General features: G+C 47.0%; 15 protein-coding genes. 6 read left to right on the top strand and 9 right to left on the bottom strand.

Features of this window, described 5'->3' with window-relative positions; genetic code table 11:
• Positions 1-118 precede the first annotated feature (118 nt).
• Positions 119-2,671, top strand: coding sequence for an ATP-dependent helicase HrpB (gene hrpB / locus E1919_RS10065; protein WP_162053248.1), 2,553 nt, complete (start codon positions 119-121; stop codon positions 2,669-2,671).
• A gap of 292 nt (positions 2,672-2,963) precedes the next feature.
• Positions 2,964-6,869: an AsmA family protein gene (locus E1919_RS10060; protein WP_162053246.1), complete on the top strand. Its 3,906-nt coding sequence runs from the start codon at positions 2,964-2,966 to the stop codon at positions 6,867-6,869.
• Positions 6,870-7,116: 247 nt separating this feature from the next.
• Here the strand turns inward: E1919_RS10060 and E1919_RS10055 are convergent, their stop codons facing one another.
• The gene (locus tag E1919_RS10055) at positions 7,117-7,581 is read right to left on the bottom strand and encodes a COG2426 family protein (protein ID WP_162053244.1); all 465 of its coding nucleotides are present in this window, start codon (positions 7,579-7,581) and stop codon (positions 7,117-7,119) included.
• Between the two features lie 275 nt (positions 7,582-7,856).
• Here E1919_RS10055 and E1919_RS10050 point away from each other — a divergent pair, with 275 nt between their 5' ends.
• Complete coding sequence (locus E1919_RS10050) at positions 7,857-9,092, top strand: glycosyltransferase family 87 protein (RefSeq protein WP_162053242.1); 1,236 nt, start codon at positions 7,857-7,859, stop codon at positions 9,090-9,092.
• On the opposite strand, the gene E1919_RS10045 is transcribed toward E1919_RS10050, so the two are convergent.
• On the bottom strand, positions 9,082-9,981 hold the full coding sequence (locus E1919_RS10045) for a universal stress protein (RefSeq protein ID WP_162053240.1): 900 nt from the start codon (positions 9,979-9,981) through the stop codon (positions 9,082-9,084). The genes E1919_RS10050 and E1919_RS10045 overlap by 11 nt on opposite strands.
• 38 nt (positions 9,982-10,019) lie before the next feature.
• Positions 10,020-11,024: a universal stress protein gene (locus tag E1919_RS10040; protein ID WP_162053238.1), complete on the bottom strand. Its 1,005-nt coding sequence runs from the start codon at positions 11,022-11,024 to the stop codon at positions 10,020-10,022.
• Between the two features lie 404 nt (positions 11,025-11,428).
• Here E1919_RS10040 and E1919_RS10035 point away from each other — a divergent pair, with 404 nt between their 5' ends.
• Both E1919_RS10035 and E1919_RS10030 read left to right on the top strand, forming a co-directional pair.
• Complete coding sequence (locus E1919_RS10035; protein WP_202915891.1) at positions 11,429-12,352, top strand: hypothetical protein; 924 nt, start codon at positions 11,429-11,431, stop codon at positions 12,350-12,352.
• Between the two features lie 185 nt (positions 12,353-12,537).
• Positions 12,538-13,011: a hypothetical protein gene (locus E1919_RS10030; RefSeq protein WP_162053236.1), complete on the top strand. Its 474-nt coding sequence runs from the start codon at positions 12,538-12,540 to the stop codon at positions 13,009-13,011.
• A 6-nt stretch (positions 13,012-13,017) separates the two neighbouring features.
• Here the strand turns inward: E1919_RS10030 and E1919_RS10025 are convergent, their stop codons facing one another.
• The 6 genes from E1919_RS10025 to E1919_RS10000 all read right to left on the bottom strand — a co-directional run bounded on the left by E1919_RS10025 (position 13,018) and on the right by E1919_RS10000 (position 21,469).
• A complete protein-coding gene (locus E1919_RS10025; RefSeq protein WP_162053234.1) occupies positions 13,018-13,911 on the bottom strand; it encodes a sulfotransferase domain-containing protein in 894 nt (297 codons plus the stop codon).
• A 103-nt stretch (positions 13,912-14,014) separates the two neighbouring features.
• A complete protein-coding gene (locus E1919_RS10020; protein ID WP_202915890.1) occupies positions 14,015-15,991 on the bottom strand; it encodes a T9SS type A sorting domain-containing protein in 1,977 nt (658 codons plus the stop codon).
• A 317-nt stretch (positions 15,992-16,308) separates the two neighbouring features.
• Positions 16,309-17,577 (bottom strand): anthranilate phosphoribosyltransferase, encoded by a 1,269-nt coding sequence (locus E1919_RS10015; RefSeq protein ID WP_162053232.1) that lies wholly within the window; start codon positions 17,575-17,577, stop codon positions 16,309-16,311.
• An 84-nt stretch (positions 17,578-17,661) separates the two neighbouring features.
• On the bottom strand, positions 17,662-18,804 hold the full coding sequence (locus tag E1919_RS10010; RefSeq protein WP_162053230.1) for a DEAD/DEAH box helicase: 1,143 nt from the start codon (positions 18,802-18,804) through the stop codon (positions 17,662-17,664).
• 164 nt (positions 18,805-18,968) lie between these two features.
• Positions 18,969-20,657, bottom strand: coding sequence for a gamma-glutamyltransferase (gene ggt, locus E1919_RS10005; protein ID WP_162053228.1), 1,689 nt, complete (start codon positions 20,655-20,657; stop codon positions 18,969-18,971).
• Between the two features lie 314 nt (positions 20,658-20,971).
• Positions 20,972-21,469 (bottom strand): ankyrin repeat domain-containing protein, encoded by a 498-nt coding sequence (locus tag E1919_RS10000; RefSeq protein WP_162053226.1) that lies wholly within the window; start codon positions 21,467-21,469, stop codon positions 20,972-20,974.
• Between the two features lie 372 nt (positions 21,470-21,841).
• Between E1919_RS10000 and E1919_RS09995 the strand changes: the two genes are divergently transcribed.
• Positions 21,842-23,323, top strand: a complete 1,482-nt coding sequence (locus E1919_RS09995) for a TolC family protein (protein WP_162053225.1) — start codon at positions 21,842-21,844, stop codon at positions 23,321-23,323.
• The last annotated feature ends 51 nt before the right edge of the window (positions 23,324-23,374 follow it).

Raw genomic sequence — 23,374 nt, 5'->3', positions numbered from 1 at the left:
CGTAATTCATCTTTATCTAAAATATTAATAATCTACACTAAGCGCATATAAACTACTGTGCCGGCTAACCGCTATTTACTTTATTACCATATATGCTTTAAAATAAAGAACTTTGGAGGTGAACGCTATATCTTCTGATTCAGTGCAAAATTTACCTGATTTACCCGTTAAAGAAGCTCTACCCAGGCTGCTGTCTTCTTTAGATACCAGCTCCAGGGCAGTGCTCGAAGCCCCGCCTGGTGCCGGCAAAACCACACTTGTCCCGCTCGCGCTGCTGGAGGCATCCTGGTTGAACAACGGAAAAATCATTATGCTGGAACCCCGGCGCTTGGCTGCAAGAGCTGCAGCCCAACGCATGTCTGATATACTGGGCGAAACTACCGGCCAGACAGTTGGTTACTGGGTAAGGATGGAGCATGTGGTATCGGGCAAAACAAAAATTGAAGTAGTGACGGAGGCCATTCTCACCCGTTTGATCCAGGATGATCCGGGACTGGAAGGTGTTGCGGCTATCATATTCGATGAGTTTCATGAACGCAGCCTGCAGGCTGATTTAGGTTTGGCCCTGGCGCTGGATGCCCAGACAGTGTTGCGGCCTGACCTGCGCCTGCTGGTGATGAGTGCTACCCTCGATGCTGCCTCCGTCGGCAAGTGGCTGGATGCGCCTGTTATCCGGAGCGAAGGCCGCCAGTTTCCGGTAGAAACGTTTTACCTGCCGCCAACAGAGGTGGCCGCCGCGGGTAACCGGCCCATGGAAAGGCTGGCCAACCTGGTGCCCAAAGCAGTACGGCAGGCATTGGCGACAGACACCGAAGGTGATGTGCTGGTTTTTTTGCCAGGCAAGGGAGAGTTAAGGAAAGTAGCTCAGCAATTAGAAGGCAAACTGCCACCCGCAACCGACCTGCATTTACTGCACGGCGAGCTGACTCTCTCCAAACAACTGGCTGCCATTCACCCGGCTCCGAAAGGAAAACGCAAAGTGGTGCTGACCACAAGCATTGCGGAGACGAGTTTAACTATAGAGGGAATAACCATCGTGGTGGACGGTGGCTATGCGAGGGTACCAAAATTTATTCCCCGCACCGGCCTCACCACGTTAGCTACCATTCCGGTTTCCAGTGCCGCAGCCGATCAGCGACGCGGCCGGGCGGGGCGGCTGGAGCCAGGCATTTGCTACCGCCTGTGGTCCGCGGCTGATCAGCTGCAGCTCCCGGAGAGGCAGGCATCGGAAATATGCGAAGCGGATCTGACTGGCTTCGTGCTGGAACTCGCGCTGTGGGGTGCAAAAGATGCCGCAGCGCTAAAGTGGCTGGACACGCCTCCCGCTGCGGCCATGTCCCTGGCGCGGGATCTGCTGCAACGCTTGGGAGCAGTTGACCTGGCTGGCAAACCCACCCGCCATGGCAAAGCCTTAGCCTCGCTGGGTGTTCACCCCAGGCTGGGCCACCTGGTGGTGCGAGGCCAGGAAGCAGGTTTTGGGAATACTGCTTGCGCGCTGGCTTCCCTCCTCTCCGAACGCGACATGCTCAAGCCAGTGCAACTCACTTGGCAGGAACCGCTGCCGGACCTGCAGTTGCGCCTTGAGATCCTGGCAGGAAAACGCCCTCCTACTCCGGGCTATGTGATAGATGAAAATGCACTGCGCAGGGTGCGTGAACAGGAGCAGAACCTGCGGCAGCGCCTGCGGATAGCAGAAAACAGACTTAATTTAGACCCTGTCGGCTTACTTACGGCCCTCGCTTACCCAGATCGGCTGGCACAGCGGGAGTCATCCGGGCGTGTACGGCTGATAACAGGCCAGCGGGCATTCTTGCAGACTGAACTGTTCGGCGAAGCCGAGTTTTATGGCGTGGCGCACCTCGACCTGGGAAAGCAAGCGCGGGTATTGCTGGCAGCGCCAATAGCAAAGTCCGATATTCTGGAGCATTTCTCTGATCAGCTGGAAGAGTTACAGGAAGTGCGTTGGGATGCTGCTACCGAACGGGTAGTCGCGCGACAGATAGTACGGCTGGGGGCGCTGGTACTGGAAGAATTCACGCAAACCAAACCTGATCCGGAACTTGTCGCGCAGGCGCTGCTACAGGGTTTACAGGAGAAAGGGGTGTCCCGGCTTCCATGGTCGGAGGAAGCTCGGCGTACACGGCAGCGGCTTGCTTTTCTGCACCAGTTAGACCCCGATTCCTGGCCGGATTTATCGGATGCTGCCTTAGCCGCCACTATGGAACAGTGGCTGCTACCGCACCTGGCAGGCCTACGCACCATGGAACAAGTAGCCCGCCTCGATTTCAACGAGATACTGCTGTCTGACCTGCCGTGGGAGCAGCGACAGGAAGTGGATCGGCTGGCCCCCACGCACCTCGAGGTGCCCAGTGGTTCACGTATAGCCGTTAATTATTCAGATACCGCTGCTCCCGTGTTAGCTGTGCGGCTCCAGGAAGTGTTCGGAATGCTGGATACCCCCACCATTGGGAGCGGCAAAGTGCCCTTGCTCCTCCACCTCCTCTCTCCCGCCTCGCGCCCGGTGCAGGTAACCCGGGATCTGCGCAGCTTCTGGAGCACCGGTTACTTTGATGTCCGAAAAGACCTGCGGGGCCGCTACCCCAAACACCACTGGCCTGAAGACCCTCTGTCAGCCCCGCCAACAAGAGGTACGAAGCGAAAACCTAAATAAGAAGAGGGAGTAAAGACAGAGGACATAATATTACCCGTTATAAGTATATGTTGCACCGTAGCTTAGTAAAAATGACAAACCTCGCAGCTGTGAATTCCTTATCTCAAAAGAATACTGGGATTTTTGCATTAAAGGAAGATAAGGGCACAAGGTTTCGGAAAGCAATCTGAATGCTGCCTTCACCCCCATCAACCTACTTTAAGTTTTGCACAAAAAATCTGTTCTTATAAAAAAACCGTAACATATATATAAGGCTTTTACCATGCCTGAAAACCCTAATTAAAGATATCCCATGTCACAACCAGCTACGCCAAGCCTGGGTCGGAAAGTGTTAAAGATCACAGGAATGATACTTGGAGGCATAGTTGGTTTCATTCTGTTGGCTTCTATCTTACTGCTTACAGTTTTAGAACCTGTTGTAGGGCGTATCCTGAAAGAGCAGGTAAGTGAAAACACAAATGGCCTTTACTCGCTTGATTTTAAAGATTTGCAGATCAACCTGCTGATGGGAACAGTGACAATGGAACAACTGCACATTTCCCCTGATACGGCTGTGCACCAGCAGCTGCGCAGCACTGGCGCTGCTACTCCACTACTCTTTGAAGTGGAAACACCACACTTCCAGATTTCCCGGATAAACCTGCTGGATGCCCTTTTCCATAACCGGGCAAACATCGGAATGGTAACCGCAGAAAGACCTCTTATCACCCTGATTAGGGATGAAAGTATAAAGAGTGACACAGTAGATGACAAACAGGAAGGTAGTAGCTCGCTTCCTGGATTTCTTGACGCTTTACAAATCGGGAAGATTGATATTCAAGATGCTACTTTCCGCTACCTAACCTTTAGTGAGCAAGACCTCCCACAGCATGAAATACCGCAGGTTTCTTTACAGCTGCAAGAATTCAGCATCCCACCGCATGACGAACCGGATTCCTCCCGCCTGTTTCATGCGGATGGCGTGCAGATCACGGTTAGGGACTATACCTATCAGGCACCTGACAGCGTCTACCAGCTGCAGGTTAATTTATTCTCATACTCCTCGAAAGAGGCTACTCTAACGGCTGAAGGTATAGCACTTCTGCCAAACCGACAGGCTACCCCTGAAGCAACTAGCCAAACCCTGTACGCTGCTAAAGTGCCGGGGCTGCGCGTGACAGGCCTGGATTTGTTAGAGGCTTACCATAAAAAGCAATTACACATTACCGAACTTCTCCTGGAAAAGCCAGATCTTAATATTCTACGCAACATGGTTGCTTCCGCTACCACTGAAACGGCTGAATTAAATGAGGTGTATCAGGATGTATCAAAGTACCTGACGGCGATAGAAATTGGGGAGCTGCGCCTGACAGAAGGAAATATCAAGGTAAGTGAAAGCCTGGAGGAACTTATCACGGTGCACGAACTGGACGGCATGAAAATAGCCCTGCAGGAAATCCGCCTTGATTCGAGCACGCTGTTTTCACCAAAGAACAACCTCTTCGCTGAAGCACTGCTTTTTTCTGCTGAAAGCTATACCTATCAGCATCCTTTTAGTCTGCATACTATAAACACCGGAAACCTGGAACTGTCTACCCGTGGCAATTATTTTCACCTGAACGACATTCAGGTTGTAGGTGACAAGGAGAAAAACGACAGACTCAAACAAAGCGGCAGCGCGCAGCCACTCATTTACAATATAAATGCGCCTTTCCTGCACTTTAGCAACATGGACCTGATTCAGGCTTGGCAAACCGACAGTCTTACCATAGGCACAGTAAATATTTTAAACCCTATTATAAAGATAGGGCGCGACAAATCTATACCGAAAGCAGATACTGAAGCCCAGTTGCAGGAGGCTTATACTGCTGTGTCTGATTTCATCAGCTGGCTTTTTGTAGAAAATATAAACATACAGGATGCTTCCTTCACGCATCTTACCGGAACTAGTCAGTTTAAGCGAATTCAGGAGTTGCAACACATCTCCATGAGCGCCACCGCACTGAAAGTAGATTCGGCTTATATCTTCTCCCCTTTAGCAGAAAGCCTTCCAGTGGAAGAGGCTGTCCTGACAGCGCGTGATTACACCTTCTGGACACCTGACAACCTCTATACCTTTACGCTGGACCGCATACACTACTCTACCCAAAAGCAGTTGCTCTCCGCCCAGTCTTTGGCACTGGCACCCAACCAAGATGTTTATAACCGGATGAAGACCATGGGTGTTGCCAGCCGGAACCTCTATGATATTTCTGCCACTCATTTTAGCGTGACCGGACTTGATATAATAAGAGCGATTGAAACAGGCGAGCTCTTGATGGACCAGGTGTTGCTCAGGCAACCGGACTTTGCTATGCTGAAGGATCGGACTATACCTGCGCCACAGGAGCAGCAAGGGGCAATGGATGACTTGTACCGTATTGTGAACCCTATTAAGGTGAATGTCCTGCGTATGGAGGATGGCACCTTTACATATCGTGATAAAAGCGCTGACGTAACCCGTACGCAACTGCTGGATCATGCCTCCGCCACTGTGCTGGGTCTTAACCTTGGTTCTGCCAGGTTAGGTGCGCTGGATGACGTTCTCCCGATGCAGGAGATGAACCTGACAGCGGGAGATTATACGTACAGATCGCCTGATGGTATTTACACTATCAGGCTAGACAGCCTGCTATATTCCAGCCAACAGCAGGAACTTACTGCCCGCCGCATTCATGTGGCTTCTGATAAAGAAGTAAATGCACGCCTTAAGCTCCAGCACATTGAACAGGCAAACCGCAACCTTTTTGATGTCTCTGCTGAACGTTTCCATGTAAGGGGGTTAGACCTAATACAGGCGTATGAAACAGGAGAGTTTGCCATGGCAGAGATGTTCCTCACAGCACCCGAAGTAGCCGTTCTCCAGGACCGGAATGTGCCTTCGCGTAGCACAGATACCCGAGACGAAGAGGAAAACACAGATGATTCAGAAACACTGAAACAGATAGCCGAAGTAGTAGAAACATTCAGAGTGGATAAACTGCGGGTTAACGATGGCAATGTCACCTTCAACATCCTGCAGGATACGGTACTGACAAGCCAGAGGATAGCACATGTGTCGGTGGCAATGGATCAGCTGCGAACTGTATCTCTGGAGGCCAATGATCCGCTGGAAATGTTCCAGGCAGATGAAATTGACGTGCTGGTACGGGACTACTCCTACTTACTACCCGACAGCTTGTATAGGCTGAATATTGGGGAAATCAGAACATCACTAGAGGATCAGTCCCTCTACATTGAGGACCTGCGCCTGTTGCCGCTCTACGAAAGAGATGATTTTATGAGCAGGCTCACTTATGAGAATGATCGCTTTGATGTGCATGTTCCGCAAGTGCAACTGAAGGGAGTAGACCTGGATGCGCTTTTTAACAACCAGGACATCATCATCAGGAAAGCGCTCCTTATTAACCCGCTGCTGGATATTTACCGGGACAAGCGTATTCCGGAAAATCCGGACAGAAGGCCCCCCACCCTGCAGGAAATGCTTCGACAGGTAGATTATTATGTTGATGTGGATACAATTGTTGTAAAAGACGCCACACTGACTTATGCAGAAGTAGCACCGAATGGCAATAAACCAGGTATACTTAGCTTCGTAGACGCTAACATAGAAGTCTTCAATGTCACCAATGATCCTACGCTGTTAAGCCTAGATAGTATCGCTCTGGTGCATGCTTCTGCTCAGTTGATGGGTGAAAGCGAATTGAGTGTTCGTTTTATGTTTCACCTGAATCATCCGGAAGACATGTATACTTACGAAGGCACACTTCAACCCATGGATTTCGATGCCTTGAATCCCCTGTTTAAGAACCTGATTTTTGTAAGTATAGAAGATGGACAGATAGATAAGGCGGCCTTTTCTGTGAAGTCTACAGAACACATGGCAGTCGGGCAAATGCAGTTCTTCTACAACGACTTCGAAATTTTACTCCTAGATAAAGATGACCCTGAAAACCCTGGCTTTCTGCGTAAAGCAGGGAGCTGGCTAGTGAACAATTTAATCATTAAGTCCAATAACCCCGCAGGCCGCAGAGAATTAAGAGAGGGGAATATAGAAGTGGAGCGTGATTATTCAAAATCTGTATTCAACCATATGGGTAAAGCTATGATAGAGGGCATCACTTCCAGCCTGATGGTACCTTTTGTAGAACGCATAGCAGAAAAATTTATAGCATTTTAGCACGGGAACCTATACTCTACACTGAAGATAGCACAAGATGAAAACGTTCTTAAATTTTGAAGATATACTTTTCACCAAACCTGGAGCTTGTTCTAACTTTGTTTTTGACGGCGAAAAATATGCCGTCAGGTTCGGAAAGCGTTCATTTACAGCTCAAAGTACTAAATTTGAATATGCCTTAAAGACTGTATTAAGCGCCAAATGTATGAAAATCTAAAAAGCTGAAAAATAAATGAAAAAGGGGAATTTATAAAGCCTGCAGTCCGATGTTACCGAAATAGGATCCGGCAGCCATCAGGATACAGGAAATAACTACGCCTATACTAATCGCTAAAAAAGCACTTCCGCGGCCGATTTTAAAAACGTAAGCAGCAATAGTACCCATGTATGCTCCTGTACCGGGAAGGGGTATCATCACAAAAATCATCAGGCCCCAAAAGCCATATTTCTGAACTTCATTCCCCACTCCTCTTTTAGCTCTCTTAGATAAGTTAATGACACTTTTCCTATAAGTACGGTTAGGCCAAAGCTTTAGGCTGAAAGTATCAATCAGCCACGAAAGTAGAGGGAAGATCAGCAAATTAGCAACCAAGCCTACCACAAAAGCCCAGGCTAAAGGCAAATCATTTAAGACAGCGTAAGGAATGCCAGCACGTGCCTCACCAAAAGGTGAAATGCTCAGCAGAAAGGTATAAACAAGTGTTTCCAGCATGTAGTCTAAATAAGAGGCGCAATTTCGCTAATTGCCGGAGAATTTTATTAGGTTGAAGAAAATTTCATTTGTAACAGCTTGACACTGTAGCAAATTTCAGACCATTATAAGACAGATATGAGTTATAGTGGTGGTTTTACTTCAGACCTGATAATCCCTCAATTATAAAAATAGCAGGCAAATACTATTCCTGCCAGCTCTTTTCACACAGATAACCACCTGTAATTAAATTTAACTAAACTCGTGAATAGAACAAGCGACAGCAATATCAATTTATGAACAAGCTCCTCAACCACAGGCATACCTGGATTTACTTTATAAGTATCATTAGCTTGGCTTTATTGATTGGTGAAGTAGTGAATGAACGGCTATGGATGCATGACCTGGAGGTATACTACAGAACAGCCAGCCGTCTCACTCAGGGGGAAGAGTTGTACCGGATAGAAGCAGACGGTCATTATATTTATAAATATTCGCCTACAGCAGCCTTGTACTTTATACCCTTCCTTTTACTGCCCTTTTCGTTCGCTAAAGTGCTTTACTGGGTACTATTGACTGCTGTTGCAGTTTTAGCTTTCCAAACTTTTTATAGGATAGTTGTACCGTCTGGTAGCGCGCCCCCGGACAACAGAAAACGAAACATTGTACTTATAGTGGCCTTTCTGGCTGTTGGAGTACATTTACACCGGGAATGGCACCTGGGGCAGGTTAACTTACTTTTGTTGGGAATTTACATCTTCCTGATTAAAAGCTTTGTGCAGGACAAGCCTGTCTTAACCGGACTGTTATTGGCAGTGAGCTTGTTTATCAAACCTTTTGGTTTAATCTTTTATCCATACCTACTCTTCAGGCAGCGCTATCGTGCCACCCTCTATTCAGTAGGTTTTATCGTACTGCTGGGACTCTTGCCGTTTCTGTTTTATTCTTCCATCCCTGCTTTCAAATACTTATATACAAGCTGGTTTCAGGAGCTGTTTGTTGAACTGCGGGCAAAGCAAAGTCTACTCTCAGAGGGCAACCATACCATTTTCTCTGTCATGGCCCGCTATACTCCGGTGCAATACGTCTTGACGAGTGCTTCAGCCATAAAGATTTACCAGCTCATCATGCTTGGCCTTATCGGAAGCGTATTCCTGGTGTTTGTCAGATGGGGGCGCCACTTGCCGCAGCATAAAGTGCCGGAGTTATCTTTTTTGATAGCGCTAATTCCGTTATTCGCGTTTACAAGCGAGAATGCATTTTTGTTTACGGCCCCCTGCATCATTTACCTGATACATCATTATCAGAAGTTTTCCCTTGCAGGCAAGGCGGGCCTGGTGTTGGCTTGCCTTCTCATAGGAGCTAACATCCGGGATGTAACAGGTGCTGCCTTGTACGGGTACCTGCATGACATATCAGTTTACAGCTTTGGCGCCGTGCTACTTTTATTCCTGCTGTTTGTGTTGAGGTATAAAACGAGAACAATTTTAAAAGATGAGCAATACCAGCAGGGAGAGGTCCTTAAGGCTTAAGAGACTGGTCCTGCTTTGCGATTTGCTCTTCTTCTTGCGCTATGCCAGTTACTGCTCCTGCATATTGCGGAAACGCTAACATAGGCAGATGAAACTCTTCAAGCAGTCTGCTTGTAATGCTGCTTTGAAGCAGGTTCTTCCAGAAGCCACGCTTAGAAACGGTAAAAGCAACTAAATCGGCATTATACCCTTCTACAAAATGCTCTATGCCTTCCGCTATATCATCACATATTACTTGAGAAAAGGTATACGCATCGTCCGGGAAGTTCTTCATCAACTCATTCCTTCTGACATCGATGTTCACCTTACCTTCCTCCCGGCCACAATTAACGTGCAGAAGCGTTATCGAAGAATTGAAAAGCTTTCGCACATCCGCCAGTTGCACCAGAGCGTCTGCTTCGGCAGGGTCAAGCGCAGAGGCGTACACGATTCTTTCAAGATGGCTGATTCGAGCCTTTTCAGGAACAGCTAAAACAGGGCAGGAAGCATTTTTTACCAGGTGCTTTGTGGTGGAACCGAACAACCTGTTTTCTAAAGATCCGCGCCCCGTGGTACCCATTACAATCAGACTTACCTTTCTGTTTCTGGCCAGCTCCAGCAACTCCTCTACCACACCCCCTGTCACTGTGGTGCATTTTATCGGCACATCCACTTCCGAATTCTTTCTCACCAGCTTCACAAATGTCCTTAACTTCTTCATTGCATCCTGCTTTGTTTCATAAGCCGGCAAGGCATACACCGGATGATAAGCCTCTGCAACATACACAGGAGACTGGTAAACATGGCATAGCAGTAGCTGCGCACGCACACGGGAGGCTAGGTTCAAGGCAACCTCTAGTGCCTTAATGGATGCTTGGGAATAATCGACAGGAACGAGTACGGTTTTCATCTGTTCAGGTAAAAAATTTCTGGAATCTTCCAGCTATATCAAAATTGGACCTCCCTATGGTTCTCCAACATGGCGCTATTACTTAGCATATTAACAGAAGGCAAAGCCAGCAGCGGGACAAAAGCCTTCGCCATCATGCGCTCTGTAATGCTCTTACTCAGAATGGTTTCCAGGAAAGAGTGCTTCTGAGGCATTAGTACAAGAAGTTCTGCTTGCTTATCGTGCATAAAATCCTGGATAGCCTCAGCTGCGTCGTTCCGCTGCTGGAAAATAACATCATAATCAATGTCGTGCAGGTGCTTATCTAAAGTGTCTAAAGCAGCTAAGGCGTTTTCCTGCTGGTCATGCCGCATGTCCTTCCTATACAAGTGCAATACCTGTAGCTTGCTAGCAAACGCCTTCACAAACACACGAAGCGAATCGAATACCTGGGCAGATGGCAATTTGGACAGGTCAGAGGCAAAAACAATAGACTTTAATCCTGTAAACTGCACATTCTGTGGAACAGCCAGCACTGGCACATGCACATCTCGCATAACGGCAATGGTCGTGCGGCCAAGCAAAGCCCGCTGTATCGCTCCTCCTCCCCTTGTTCCCATCACCACCAGGTCTGCCTGGTGCACATCTACAGCTTTCAATATTTCATCAAAAGCGAAGCCATGCTTGCACACACACTTTATATTCAGCTTCGCTTTATCAGCGGACGGATTATTAATATCAACCGCGTGAAACCCGCTTCTGGTATGATGTAGTTTATTTCTCTCTTCTACACCTGTGGGAACTGTGGTAAGAAAGCGGAGCGAAAAATTTTTGAACAATGACTCCCTGGCCTCATGTACATACGCCTCCAGTTTCTTTACTTTTTCTCTTTCCTGCTCATGCACTACAGTAGAGAAGTCCATGTGGTAGGGGTAAGAGAGCGGCTTATAGAATGCATGAAACAGCACAATGTCTGACTCCGTTGCCTTTGCCAGTTCTATGGCATAAAGCAAGGCATTGTGTGCATTTTGAGAATAGTCGGTGGGCACTAAAATCGTTCTCATAATTTCCCTATTTAAAGTTTAATGTTCTACAGCTGCTTCCTTAATTAGCTGGTTTACAAAACAAAGTAACGTTATACAGCATTCTTCAGCGATGATGCACATCAGTAGAAATATTGATCTTCATCAACATGTATTTCTCAAGCCTTCGTGCTTTCGAAGCGTCGTTCATATCAGGTTGATTTGAATTCTGTCTTAAACTTAGACAAGGGATTTCTTCCTTCACAGGAAAGAAATCAGTCGGGAACATGATCTCTGTCATCTTGAAGTTTTCCTATTAATTTTATTTTTATATTATTTATATAGAGATAATTATACTATTATTTGGTTTTTTTCGCACGTAACGCAGAACATACAACAAAGGGAATCACAGCAATATTTATTTGATAATATAAACGAAAATCAAGATGAAAACGGTTAAAACAATCACTGTACTTGTGCTGCTCATTGCGCTGTTGGCACTGGTAGCTACAGCAACCGGAATCTTTTCTGATGGGGGACCTGGAGTATATGAGTACACTTCCGTTCGCGGACAAAAAATAACAATTTATGGAAAAGGACTTTACCAGCACATGTCCGCGGAAGTGGCCCCACAGGGTATAGCCCAGGATGTGGTTACACTTGCTGTAGGCATTCCTTTGCTATTGATTTCGCTCTTGCTGTTCAGGAAGGGTTCTCTGAGAGGCATGTTTCTGCTTTGTGGCACCTTAGGTTACTTCCTGGTGACGTACCTGTTCTACACTGTTATGGGAATGTATAATGTCCTGTTTCTGGCCTACGTCATGCTGCTGGCTTCCAGCTTCTTTGCTTTTCTGCTTTCGCTGCGTGCCTTCCAGACAGACACTGTTCGTGCATCTTTTGCTGATAACGCACCTGTAAAGTTTGCAGGAGGCTTTCTGATGTTTAGTGCGATTGCCATCGGGGCACTTTGGCTAAGCATTGTGGTGCCTCCACTTTTTGATGGTACTGTTATTCCCATACAGGTAGAACATTATACCACACTGGTAGTGCAGGGGCTGGACCTGGGAATTCTATTACCTGCTGCCTTTGTCGTAGGCCTGTTACTGGTAAAGAAAAAGGCAGCCGGTTATTTACTGGCACCTGTTTACCTTATTTTCCTCTCCATCCTGATGACTGCCTTAACAGCTAAGGTAATCGCTATGGCTATGTTAGGATATAATGTATTTCCAGTGATTGTCATCATCCCTCTGTTCAATATAACTGCAGTTATATGTGCTTACTTCATGCTGAAGAGTATAAGGAGCACTAATAATTTTCAAACCGGGAATGTAACAATAGACTCATCAGGTAAGCTGATACCATCGGACTAAGTTGTGGGCTGGAATTTTTTGCAGTTCAAAGCTAGATCACTACTTCACTTGGCCTCAACTTAAACTCTGAAATGATTGAAATTTAGGATTCACAACCCAGCGCTTAAAGATCAACTTTATGCCTGTATAGCCGTTTCAGAACCTTTGATAGCATAAATAACACTCATTAAATTTTTAGAATTTAAATGACCGTTAATCAAGACGCAGAAAGTATCTTAAGAGAACAGTTGGTGGAATTACTGAAAGGCGGCTTTGCTCCTAATGGTATCCTCTTGAAGGAATTTGATTACAGAAAAGCTGGAATTATGCTGGATGGGCTGCATTTTTCTGCCTGGGTACTTTTGGGGCACATAAAAGCACGGCAGCACACGCTGCTCAACTTCATGAAAGACCCGGAAAACAACCTGGACGTATGGCCGGATGCACACTGGCCGCAAAACCAAGTGCCTGAAACGCAGGCTGAATGGGAGGAAGCCATCGGTCAATATGAGGCGGAGCTACATGAAATGATACAATTAGTACAGGACCCCGAAACACAGCTATTTCAGAAACAAGCAAATGGCTTAACCCTCTCCTGGGCAGCCATGACCACACTGCACCACACCGGTTATCATATAGGCCAGCTAAAAACGATTGGCAGGCAGTTGGGGGTATGGTAGCTGAAATCAAGTATACAGCACCTCCTGCGAAGAGATGATATCCTGTTTCAGCTGTTCGAAATCCTGGTGGTCAGGTTCCGGGGAAAAAGTTATCGGCTGCCCCTTCTGCTCCGGATAATTCAGGAACCGTATCAGAGGACCGGCTATGACTTCTGCTTTCTCAACTTGCTCATCCGTCAGCTGGTGCATCCAATAACCTGACTGTCCCTTTTTCAGGTGCTTTGGATTCTTGCTTTTCAGGGTAGCAAAGCTCATGGCTTCCTGTAGTTCATCTCGCTTGGCCTGGCTCAGTTCAACTTCAAGGTAATCCAGCAGCCGCATCAGCTCCTGCTGAAAATCGAGCAGGAAGCCTTCGTAAAAAGCAATGTGGATGTTGTACCTGCGGCTCAGGCGAAGATGGTCGAACACATGCCACACCCACTCCTGCATCAGCTTTTCGAAGTTTTTCTCCAGGAATCGATGCGGGTCCTTTTCCTCCTGGGGGTAATACTTCAGCATGTAATCTGAACAGTAGTATTTGGAGGCTGATATGGCCCGGTCCCTTGGATCTCTGATGATGTATACCTTCTTATCGAACAAATTCAGAATTTCCCCGCTTCTTTTACAGATAGGAGAATGCGTCCAGACATGGTTGGTAAGGGAAAGATAGCTTTGGATATCATCGATGGGCATTCTGAAGATGCTGCTGATGCGGTAGCTGTACTGCAGGTCCGTTATCTCCAGCACATCAATGCTGGCTTGGCTGGGGTAGTTCAGGTCCCAGTTACTGGCAAGTTCGTAAATGGGGTGCTGCTGTATAAAATTGCTTATATCGTGGCCCTTCCTGGTCAGGATTTGCTGGATAATTTGGTAGAGCCAGAAGTTTCCGCACTTAGGTGCGCCGCCTTGAAGTATTTTCATGCCTGAAGGTTCGTTTTATGCTGTGTAGGTTAGCTATACGGTGGAATGGGTGTAATAATGATTTTTATCGCTGGATCAGTGATAAATCTAAGTTCTTACATACTCACTTTAACACCACAACCTTCACCTGTTTTTCGACGGAGGCTGTTGTTAGTTTTACAAGGTATACACCTGAAGGAAGATCGCTGGCATCGAAAGAATACGCATACATGTTCCCGGACACTGCTATAGACTCCTCTACCTGCTGCACTACGGCGCCGCTAAGATTATAGACTGTGATGACAAATTGTTCTTCTCTCGGCAAAGTCAGGCTGATAGAGGCCTCCTCTGCTATAGGATTAGGGAAAACCGACAAATGCACCTCGTTGTCAGGGCCCGCGGGGGCGTGCGGAGCGGGGGCGCTGTTAGATGCAGCAAGTGCAGCAATAGTCGAAGTACCACCGGGCTGATGCGCTCCTATGCTAAAACTGGTCAAGAGGGTAATGTTGTTTCCGAAGAAATCCTGAGTTCCCACATTTGTTCCGAACAGGCTTTTCAGGTTCATTCCTTTCCCAACCAAGCCGGAGGTTGAGAAAAGTTTATAGCCGGTTAAGGTATGGAACAGCTTTGGGTCACTGATCGTAACTCCTTTGCCTGGGTCTGTAAGCGCCGGGCTGAGAGAGTAGCCCACAGCTACGCCACCGCTCTTCTCCTGGCCAGTTGCCGTGCGCCAGGCAGTAAGTGAACTATACGTGGTGCCTACCCAGTTAATTTTGAAAGTAGCGCCTGATGACCAATAGTCATTGCCCTCAAAGCGTATACCAGTATTGGCGTTTACTCTTACAATCTCTGCACCACCCGTAGTTTGAAAAATATTGTTCCGGATACTGGTATTGGTAAATCCCCCGCTCCGGACCATCACCGCTTTGGGAACGCCACTGGCAGATGGTGTCAGGTAAACCGTGTTATTGTAAACATAGGCGTTCTGTATTCCCCCGTTCGAGCCGGAAGACCAAAGATGGATGCCGCCATAGTCATTCTTGCGCCCATCATTTTCACTAACATTGTAACGCACCGTGATGTTCTTCATCGCGGGAGCACCTGAATACTGTGCTATTAGAAAACCTGCCCCATCATTGTCATGGGAGTAGTTGTACTGCATGATGCTGTTAGTAGTGCCGCCGTCCAAGTCAAAGCCACCGCCGTCTTTCGCTGATCCTGTCTTGTTATGATGCGACTCATTGCGCTGAATCAGGAGATTATTGCAACGGTAGCCCCAGATACCTGCAGGGCCGTTGGAGGGAGAGGCGTTGAGCCATCCATTATTATAAGCCTCACAGTATTCAATCACGGCGCCATCCACGTCTCCCAGGCAGATGCCGCTTCCGCTGTGAGAGGTAGTTCTTTCCGGAATGCCTGAGGTGTTATACACTTTGTTGTTGCGCAAAGTGAATTTCTTATGTACCAGCCTCCCCTGGGCATACGATGAAATTCCGACATCCCCGTTGTCATGCACTTTGCTGTTTTCAATGGTTATGTTACCGAAGCCTGCTGTTAAGGAATCCCAACTACCGAACATAATACCAGCTTCTTTATAGCCATATACCTCCACATTTACAATGTATACATAGGTAAGGAGCGTGTTAGGTACATCGGTATAAAAATCGATGCCGACCTTCGTTGACTGTGTCCGGCCTGAGCCTTTGAAAATGAGATTCTGAATTTTGAAACCAGCAGTATTATAGCCCCTGAACCCGTAGTTAGTCCCACTGCTGATGGTGGCGCGGCCTGTGCCATAGGAGCCAAACACAATCGGCTTCTCAGCTGTACCTTTCACTTTGGCATAGGCGCCCGCGTTTTGGGTGCCGAAGTAAATACCACCCTGAAATGTTTTTCCGCCTTCAAACAGGATAATGTCACCAGGTAAGAAGACGGCGCGGTTGACTTTTGCCAGTGTGGCCCATGCAGCCGTAGCGGATGTACCTGAGTTACTGTCTTTGCCCACGGAACTCACATAATATGTGGCAGCCTCTAAACAATTTGTGGCGGTAAGTATGAGTAAAGTAATTGCTAAAAGAAAACGTTTCGGTAACATAGACATTTCATAATCCTGACATGGTAGTTGATACAGAGAAGTTATGCACAGGGATCACATGGGATCAATGAGTTACCAAAAGCTTTAGAGGGCTCAATGGCTGCAAAAGAAGAGGTGAGAAATCAACAGGAGGTAGTGATTTTACAGGATTCTTATAGTTACACTTATTATACGTTTATTAATAATAAAGGTACAGTTTTAGCTACTTTTTCTACTATTTAAGCAAGATTTGATGCCCACTGTTTGTATTCACAGTATACTTCAGAGAATTTTTTTTCCCGGACAGGAGTAACCACCAGTTTTAGCTGAAGCCATGAATTTATCTAAGAAAGATTTTTCTGTAACCACGCCAAGCCAGTTTGCAACAACGCAACTGCCAGTCCGACACGTTGATTTAAATCTTCATTCGCCGTATGGCCATGCGCCGCATACTGCCGGATAAGTTTCAGGTTTTCCTCTAAATGAAGTGGCTCTACTTTATCATCGGCCACTGCACGAAATGAAGCAAAGCGTTCATCATCGGCTTCAAAAGTTTCTGTTATATAAGAACCATCCTGTTGCCGGGCAGCACATAAAATACCACTTGCTTTAACTAAAGATGGCGCTAGCGTTCCCTCCAGCCCCCTTTTCAAAACGATAACGCCCCTGAAACCAGCCATGTCGGCCAACGTCACCATCTTCTGCATATAGGTGATATGAAAAACGGAAGTAATCAGAATATCGGCTTGGCAGGGGTTAAGTACTTTCTCTAGGGTAGCCAGGAACGGGCGTTTGAAAATAGTCCTTCTACGGTCAACCCATTCGTTTAAAGCAGGCGATAGCACTCTCTGGTCCAGCGCCCACCCAAATGGCGGCGCATCTCCTTTAAGTTCTTGTATATCCTGAATGAATGTACTGCCCAGGTGCTGGTATAAATCCAGTGTGTTTAAGGTGAGCTTAGGACCTGCGGATCTACCCATGGTGACAACCACCCGATAGCCTGCTTCCTGTAAAGCTTTAGCCAGCAAAGGTGTTATCATATAGGAGTGCTCTACCCCATCAAATGGCTCCGCTAACTGTACGGTGGTTCCAGAAAAAACCATTAGCTCCCGAAAACCAAGGTTATACGTAGCCACTACTGCATTTAAAAGGCCCTGGTATTCTTCATCCGTTTCGTAGCGGATACGCATCATACTGGCTGCCATCCCTCTGAAGGTTTCACCAGGCAGATCTGAAAAGATATAGTGCCCTAACTTCTTTGCCTCAGCCTCCGATAGCGTTTCTTTCTGCAACAGCTTCACCCCTATCTCCCTTATTTCTGCAGGTGAGTCAGCGCAAAGAGTGTCATACAGCTTACTTATATCAAAAGTAGCAGCAGCATCTTCATCAGAAGGCAACAGCAGTTCCTGTTCCATTTTAGTAGGTCCTTTGGCAAGTAAAGCACCATAAAAAGCCCCTTTTTGAATAGGCACGACGGCTTCATCATCTTTCAGGTATTCCGCTATTTCATATAGCAAGGACTCTGGTAAAGGCTTGCTCCCGTGTTTGCCGATCCCGATGACTTTTATTCCATCAACCAGCGGGTTATCCTGTCGTGTATAGTTAGCTTTCATGCTTTGAGATTTGAAGTATGACTAGCGCAAGTGATTGCTATCGTTTTTGGCTCAGGCGGTTATGTTCTCATCCATAATCTTTACCTAATAACCAGACAAATCCAGATCTTCTGTTTCGATTCTTGGGACCCGTTGCCCCATTTTCTTCTGAATAATCTTGAAGTGGTGCTCGTCGTCAGGTGTCACAAAGGATATTGCCTCGCCTTCTGATGCGGCCCGTCCGGTTCTGCCGATTCTGTGTACGTAATCTTTTGGGGAGCGTGGTAATTCATAATTGATTACATGAGGGAGGAACTTGATGTCTATACCCCGGGAAGCTAAGTCTGTAGCAACTAATACCCTGAGTTTACCGGCTTTGAATTTCTTCAGTGCCTCTGTCCGGGCACCCTGGCTCTTCTCCCCATGCAGCCCGGCGGCATCTATACCATGTTTCGACAATTTGCCCACTACGTTGTTTGCCGTCCTGATGGAAGAAGCGAACACCAGTACCTGCTGCAGATCGCCGGTCTTAATCAGGTACCTGAGCAGCGGACCCTTTTTCTCCGGGGCTATACTATAGGCCACCTGTTTAATCAGTTCTGGAACAGAAACTTCTTCTTCTACCTGAATTTTGACCGGATTGTACAGAATCTTAGAAACCAACTCCTCAACATCTTCGCCCAACGTGGCTGAGAAAAGTAGATTCTGGCGCTTCGCAGGCAATAGGGCAAAAACCTTATCCACTTCCTCTTTAAACCCCAAACTCAGGATTTTATCTGCTTCGTCCAGTACCAGTGTCTCCACCTCCGACAGCTTCACAGCGTTATGTTCGACCAAGTCAAGCAGCCTTCCAGGTGTAGCCACCAGTATTTCAGTACCACTTAATTGCATCATCTGCGGATTGATGGAAACGCCCCCATACACCGCCTGTACTTTGGCTTTTTGTGGCAGCTTCGCGTTGAAAACCTGGAATACTTCCAGTATCTGAATCGCTAGTTCCCTTGTCGGCACCAGAATCAGGACTTTGACATACCTGTTATTTATTGGTTTGTTACCCTGGAACATCTCCAGAATAGGCAAAGCAAAGCTAGCCGTTTTACCGGATCCGGTTTGCGCTATGCCCAGCACATCTTTTCCCCTTAGTATGGCAGGTATTGCTTCTTTTTGTATCGGGTAAGGCTGTGTGTACTGCTGCTCGTCTACGGCTTTTAACAAGGGCGCCGACAAGCCTAGAGATGAAAATGACATAATATGCCTGTATTTATGTGGTAGAGCTGATGCTTTTTGTGTACAAAGATAGGGCTTATAATGTTCTTCGGCACATAGCGGTGCGGGATAGCGCAAAACGTAATATCTAATCAACGTTTATCAGGCACCATGCCTCCCAAACTACTAACTCATAAACCCGTTTTTTAAAACCCGACAGCGGCATCATCTCCCCTGGGGTCAGCACCTCCTTCCATCTTTCCATCAGGGAGCACCAGGATTCCGGCAGCTCTTCCTATTCCTCTTGGGTTTGGTGCTATTTTATGTCCCTTTAACCACAGCTGCAGACCTGTGTCGGGTCCCAGGGCACCCAACTCACTTAGCACCCAATCCGGCTCCCATTGGTGATGGAACCTGCCCGCATTCACGGCTCCCTGCATCGGTAAACCATGCGCTATCACATTCATAATAATTTGATAGACCGTGGTGATAATGGTGGAACCGCCCATGCTGCCTACTACCATATATAGTTCTCCTTCCTTTTCCAGAATCGTCGGCGTCATGGAACTCAGCATGCGTTTGCCTGGTGCAATGGCATTTGCTTCTCCTCCTATCAACCCGTAGGTGTTAGGGTAGCCGGGTTTCGAGCTGAAGTCATCCATCTCATTGTTCAGCAGAAAGCCAGCGCCATCTACAAACACCAGCGCACCGAAATTAGTGTTCAGGGTAGTGGTAACGGAAATAGCATTCCCCATCGGGTCCACAATGGAGTAATGCGTAGTTTGTGCGCCTTCATAAGCAGCAGGCTCTCCGGCGTATACCTCCTCGCTGTCTGTGTCACTCCCCATTGAAAAGTCATGCATCCGTCTCTTCATGTACGCCTCCTCCAGCAGGCCCTCTACCGGCACATCAACAAAGGCCGGGTCCCCGAGGTGCTTTGCCCTGTCAGCGTACACTCTCTTTTCAGCTTCTATCATGAAATGGGCGGTTTCTGTCGTTTTAATCCCCCACTCATCGATTGGATAATCCTCTGAAATACTTAAAAGCTGTATTAGTGCAATCCCCCCGCTGGAGGGCGGTGGCATAGAGATAATGGTATGTTCACCGACTTTGGCTGTAAGCGGCTCCCGCCAGATGGCACGGTAATTCGCCAGATCCTCTTTGGTGATTATGCCTCCTCCCCTTTTCATCTCCTCCACTATATACTGCGCCGTGGCACCCTCGTAGAATCCTGCTCTGCCCTTGTCTCTTATTCTTGCCAGGGTTTCGGCTAAGTCTGGTATCCGAAGGGTATCTCCTTCCTCCCACTTGTCTTTCAGAATAAAACCTGGTCGCCGGGTGCTGTATTCAATGAAGTCATCCCGGTTTTCATTCAGCTTTTCAGCTTCCTTCTCGGTCAGCGGGAAACCCTTGGCAGCCAACAGCACTGCCGGTTGCACCAGTTCTTCCCATGGTATGGTGCCATACCTTTCATGCAGCTGCACCATTCCATCTACTGTGCCTGGAACACCTGCTGCCAAGTGACCCTTCACACTTAAATCTTCAATTACCTCCCCTCCCTCATTCAGGTACATATCACGGTGCGCTGCCCCAGGCGCTTCTTCCCTGTAATCCAATGCATCGACGCTGCCGTCCTGTTGTCGTAAAACTAGAAAGCCACCACCACCTATATTCCCTGCATCAGGGTATACCACCGCGAGGGCAAACTGCACGGCAATGGCCGCATCCACGGCATTGCCACCTTGCCTCATAATGTCAACACCTACTACCGAGGCAAGAGGATGTGCTGACACCACCATCGCCTGATCTGTTATAAGACCAACTTCATCTAAGTTTCTGTTCTGACACCCTGTTGTGAAAATGAGAATAAAGGGAATGAGTATTTTTTTGATCATAGAAAATGCCTGCTTTGTTCATAAGGCTTACGCAGCGCCACCCTTAACAAGTTTTGTTGAAAGAAAATGTTCCAGAATCAATAAGTTGACAAGGAGAAGATGCCTGGGTAAACGAACGCACGGGAGTGACTTCTTATCTGATGTAGAAGAAGCGATAGTAGAGATGAGACAGCTGGGTAATTAGTTTGTTTGTCCCTCTCCCTGGAAAAAAATTCCGTCTAGCCACCTAATAGGTAGCTAGACGGAACCTTACTAAAGGAAAGCTTAGGATACGATGTAAATCTGGCAAGTGCCAAGTTGAGTTACACAGCATATTAACCCTCTGCGTGCACACGGAAAAGCTCCAAAGCATCCTCATTGCCCTGCTGGTATGCAAGATCGATTGCTGACAGGCCTCGCACATCCTGGATTTTTGTATCTGCCCCTGCTTCAAGCAACAGCTTCACCAGTTGGTTTCTGCCAAACAAGGTTGCAAACATGAGGGCTGTACCTCCGTTCCCATTCTGTAAATTAAGGTCTGCGCCATTGTCAATCAGTAGTGTGGCTACTTCAGGATATCCCTTAAAGCTTACTCCCATCAACGCGGTATTGCCTGTAACATCCTGCACATTGGGATCCGCTTTTGCCTTCAACAATATTTCGGATGCCTCTACATGTCCATCGTAGGCGGCTAATATTAATGGTGTAAAGCCTTTGGCGTTCTGAACATTGATATCGACTCCTTCTTCTATTAGTTGATTCAGGTAATCAACATCCCCTTTACGGGCAGCATCAAAAAGAAGGTCTTGCTGGTTGGTGGAGTGAAATGTCATATAGCGTTTTTATAATGTTACGGAAATTTTACCGATGGGTACGTTGAAATAGCAATGCGTGCTTGTTTTTTTGTGCTGAACCTGCCACACACTGTGAAACAGGTATCTAAAATATCTTCCAAATGCCTTATCAGGTCCTACTATTCGTGTCTTTCGTAGTAAAACCAAAAATTTCAAGCGTTCACTCACTTACATAAACTAGCTTTCTCTTTAAAAATAAATTATATTGCCTGATATGGTTACAGGCCGCTTTAATGCTAGTCTGTTCCGTACTTTTGTCTCCTCTTTTATAGGTTTCAGCTAATACTGGCAAAAGCCTACTGCCATTGCTTTTAATGCTGTGCCAGAATGATTTTGTGATATCTAATTAACATGAATAAAGTATTTTACCCTTTCCTGCAACTGCTCATATTTATAGCTACCATTTTTCCTGTTAAAGCTCAGGATGCTCCTTTTACCCGTACGCTAACACTCGCCGAAGCCGTACAACTGGCAAAGGAAAATTCTCCCCGTTACCGCAGCGCCTCAGTGCGGTACGAGAACAGGCAATGGGAGTATAAAAGGTATCGCTCTAATTTCTACCCGCAGTTGAACCTGAGTGGGGTTTTACCAGAATACAACAGAACTATCGATCCGCGCATAACCGACACAGGAAGTCTCATTTTCATTAATACGCATAATGCCAACTCCTTTCTCCAGCTTTCCCTGGGGCAGGAAATCTGGCCTACCGGCGGTTATATTTCCATCAACACGCAGCTAAAGCGACTCGATGACTTCCAGGCAGAAACAAACCAAACACGTTACTCTTCTATCCCAGCCACTATTACGCTTAACCAGCCTATATTTGGGTTCAACTACCGTGCATGGGACAGAAAAATTGCTCCGCTCCGTTTTGAGGAGGCTAAACGTGATTTCTGGGAAGAAATGGAAGATATCTCCAGCTCCACTACAGATCATTTTTTCAACCTCCTGCTAAGCCAGATAAGCTTACAAATAACGGAGAAGAACGTTGCTAACAATGATACGCTTTACAAAATAGCGAAGGTTCGGTATGTGGAAAATAAGATCCCGGAGGACGAACTACTGCAAATGGAACTCACACTTCTGAACTCTTTACAAAACCTGGAACAGGCAACACTGGATGTAGAGGCAAACACGCTAAGACTAAAAGTATTTCTAGGCATTACCGATAATTACCCCATCACCTTGGTTCCGCCTGATGCAACTCCTGATTTTGAAATAGATGAAGAAGTCGCCCTGGAGCAGGCTCATAGAAACCGCCAGGTAATAATTGGCTATAAAAGGGAAATACTGGAAGCAGAGAGGCGGGTGGCAGAGGCCAAAGGAGAAACCGGTTTTACAGCCGACCTCTTTGCTTCGTTCGGACTCACACAGCAGTCACTGGAGTTTAGTGAAGTGTACCAGGAACCTGTTCCGCAACAGCGCGTGCGGGTTGGCTTTAATATGCCGGTTATGGACTGGGGCCGGACAGCTGCCAGGCTGGGAACTGCCACGGCAAACGAGACGCTGGTGAAGGAAAATGTGGAGCAACAGAGGGTAAACTTTGACCAGGAGATTTATCTTAACGTTAAACGTTTTAAGGTGCTGCGAAAGCAAATGGCAGGAGCAAAACGTGCCAATGAAATTGCTGAGAAACGTTATAACCTTACTCGGGCCCGCTACCTTAAAGGGCAGCTTAGCCTTCTGGATTTGAATGTTGCCACTGAAGAAAGGGACAAGGCCACTCGCAGCTACATCAGCTCCCTCGAAAGCTTCTGGTCTGCTTATTACAGAATTCGCCGGCTGACATTGTATGATTTTCAGCGGAATGAGTCATTGCTAGCTGAAATTTAGTAGTTATGATAGGCTGGTAAAAAACAACCCCTAATAAAATCAAAACCTCCC

Origin of the sequence: Pontibacter pamirensis, assembly GCF_010015475.1 — a bacterium.
GTDB lineage: Bacteria > Bacteroidota > Bacteroidia > Cytophagales > Hymenobacteraceae > Pontibacter > Pontibacter pamirensis.
The sequence above is the reverse complement of the archived record's forward strand: the minus strand, read 5'-3'. Positions and strand labels throughout refer to the sequence as shown.

Coding starts and splice junctions, on each gene's coding strand:
- E1919_RS10060 (WP_162053246.1), top strand. CDS start 2,964: ATGTCACAACCAGCTACGCCAAGCCTGGGTCGGAAAGTGTTAAAGATC.
- E1919_RS10055 (WP_162053244.1), bottom strand. CDS start 7,581: ATGCTGGAAACACTTGTTTATACCTTTCTGCTGAGCATTTCACCTTTT.
- E1919_RS10050 (WP_162053242.1), top strand. CDS start 7,857: ATGAACAAGCTCCTCAACCACAGGCATACCTGGATTTACTTTATAAGT.
- E1919_RS10045 (WP_162053240.1), bottom strand. CDS start 9,981: ATGAAAACCGTACTCGTTCCTGTCGATTATTCCCAAGCATCCATTAAG.
- E1919_RS10040 (WP_162053238.1), bottom strand. CDS start 11,024: ATGAGAACGATTTTAGTGCCCACCGACTATTCTCAAAATGCACACAAT.
- E1919_RS10035 (WP_202915891.1), top strand. CDS start 11,429: ATGAAAACGGTTAAAACAATCACTGTACTTGTGCTGCTCATTGCGCTG.
- E1919_RS10030 (WP_162053236.1), top strand. CDS start 12,538: ATGACCGTTAATCAAGACGCAGAAAGTATCTTAAGAGAACAGTTGGTG.
- E1919_RS10025 (WP_162053234.1), bottom strand. CDS start 13,911: ATGAAAATACTTCAAGGCGGCGCACCTAAGTGCGGAAACTTCTGGCTC.
- E1919_RS10020 (WP_202915890.1), bottom strand. CDS start 15,991: ATGTCTATGTTACCGAAACGTTTTCTTTTAGCAATTACTTTACTCATA.
- E1919_RS10015 (WP_162053232.1), bottom strand. CDS start 17,577: ATGAAAGCTAACTATACACGACAGGATAACCCGCTGGTTGATGGAATA.
- E1919_RS10010 (WP_162053230.1), bottom strand. CDS start 18,804: ATGTCATTTTCATCTCTAGGCTTGTCGGCGCCCTTGTTAAAAGCCGTA.
- ggt (WP_162053228.1), bottom strand. CDS start 20,657: ATGATCAAAAAAATACTCATTCCCTTTATTCTCATTTTCACAACAGGG.
- E1919_RS10000 (WP_162053226.1), bottom strand. CDS start 21,469: ATGACATTTCACTCCACCAACCAGCAAGACCTTCTTTTTGATGCTGCC.
- E1919_RS09995 (WP_162053225.1), top strand. CDS start 21,842: ATGAATAAAGTATTTTACCCTTTCCTGCAACTGCTCATATTTATAGCT.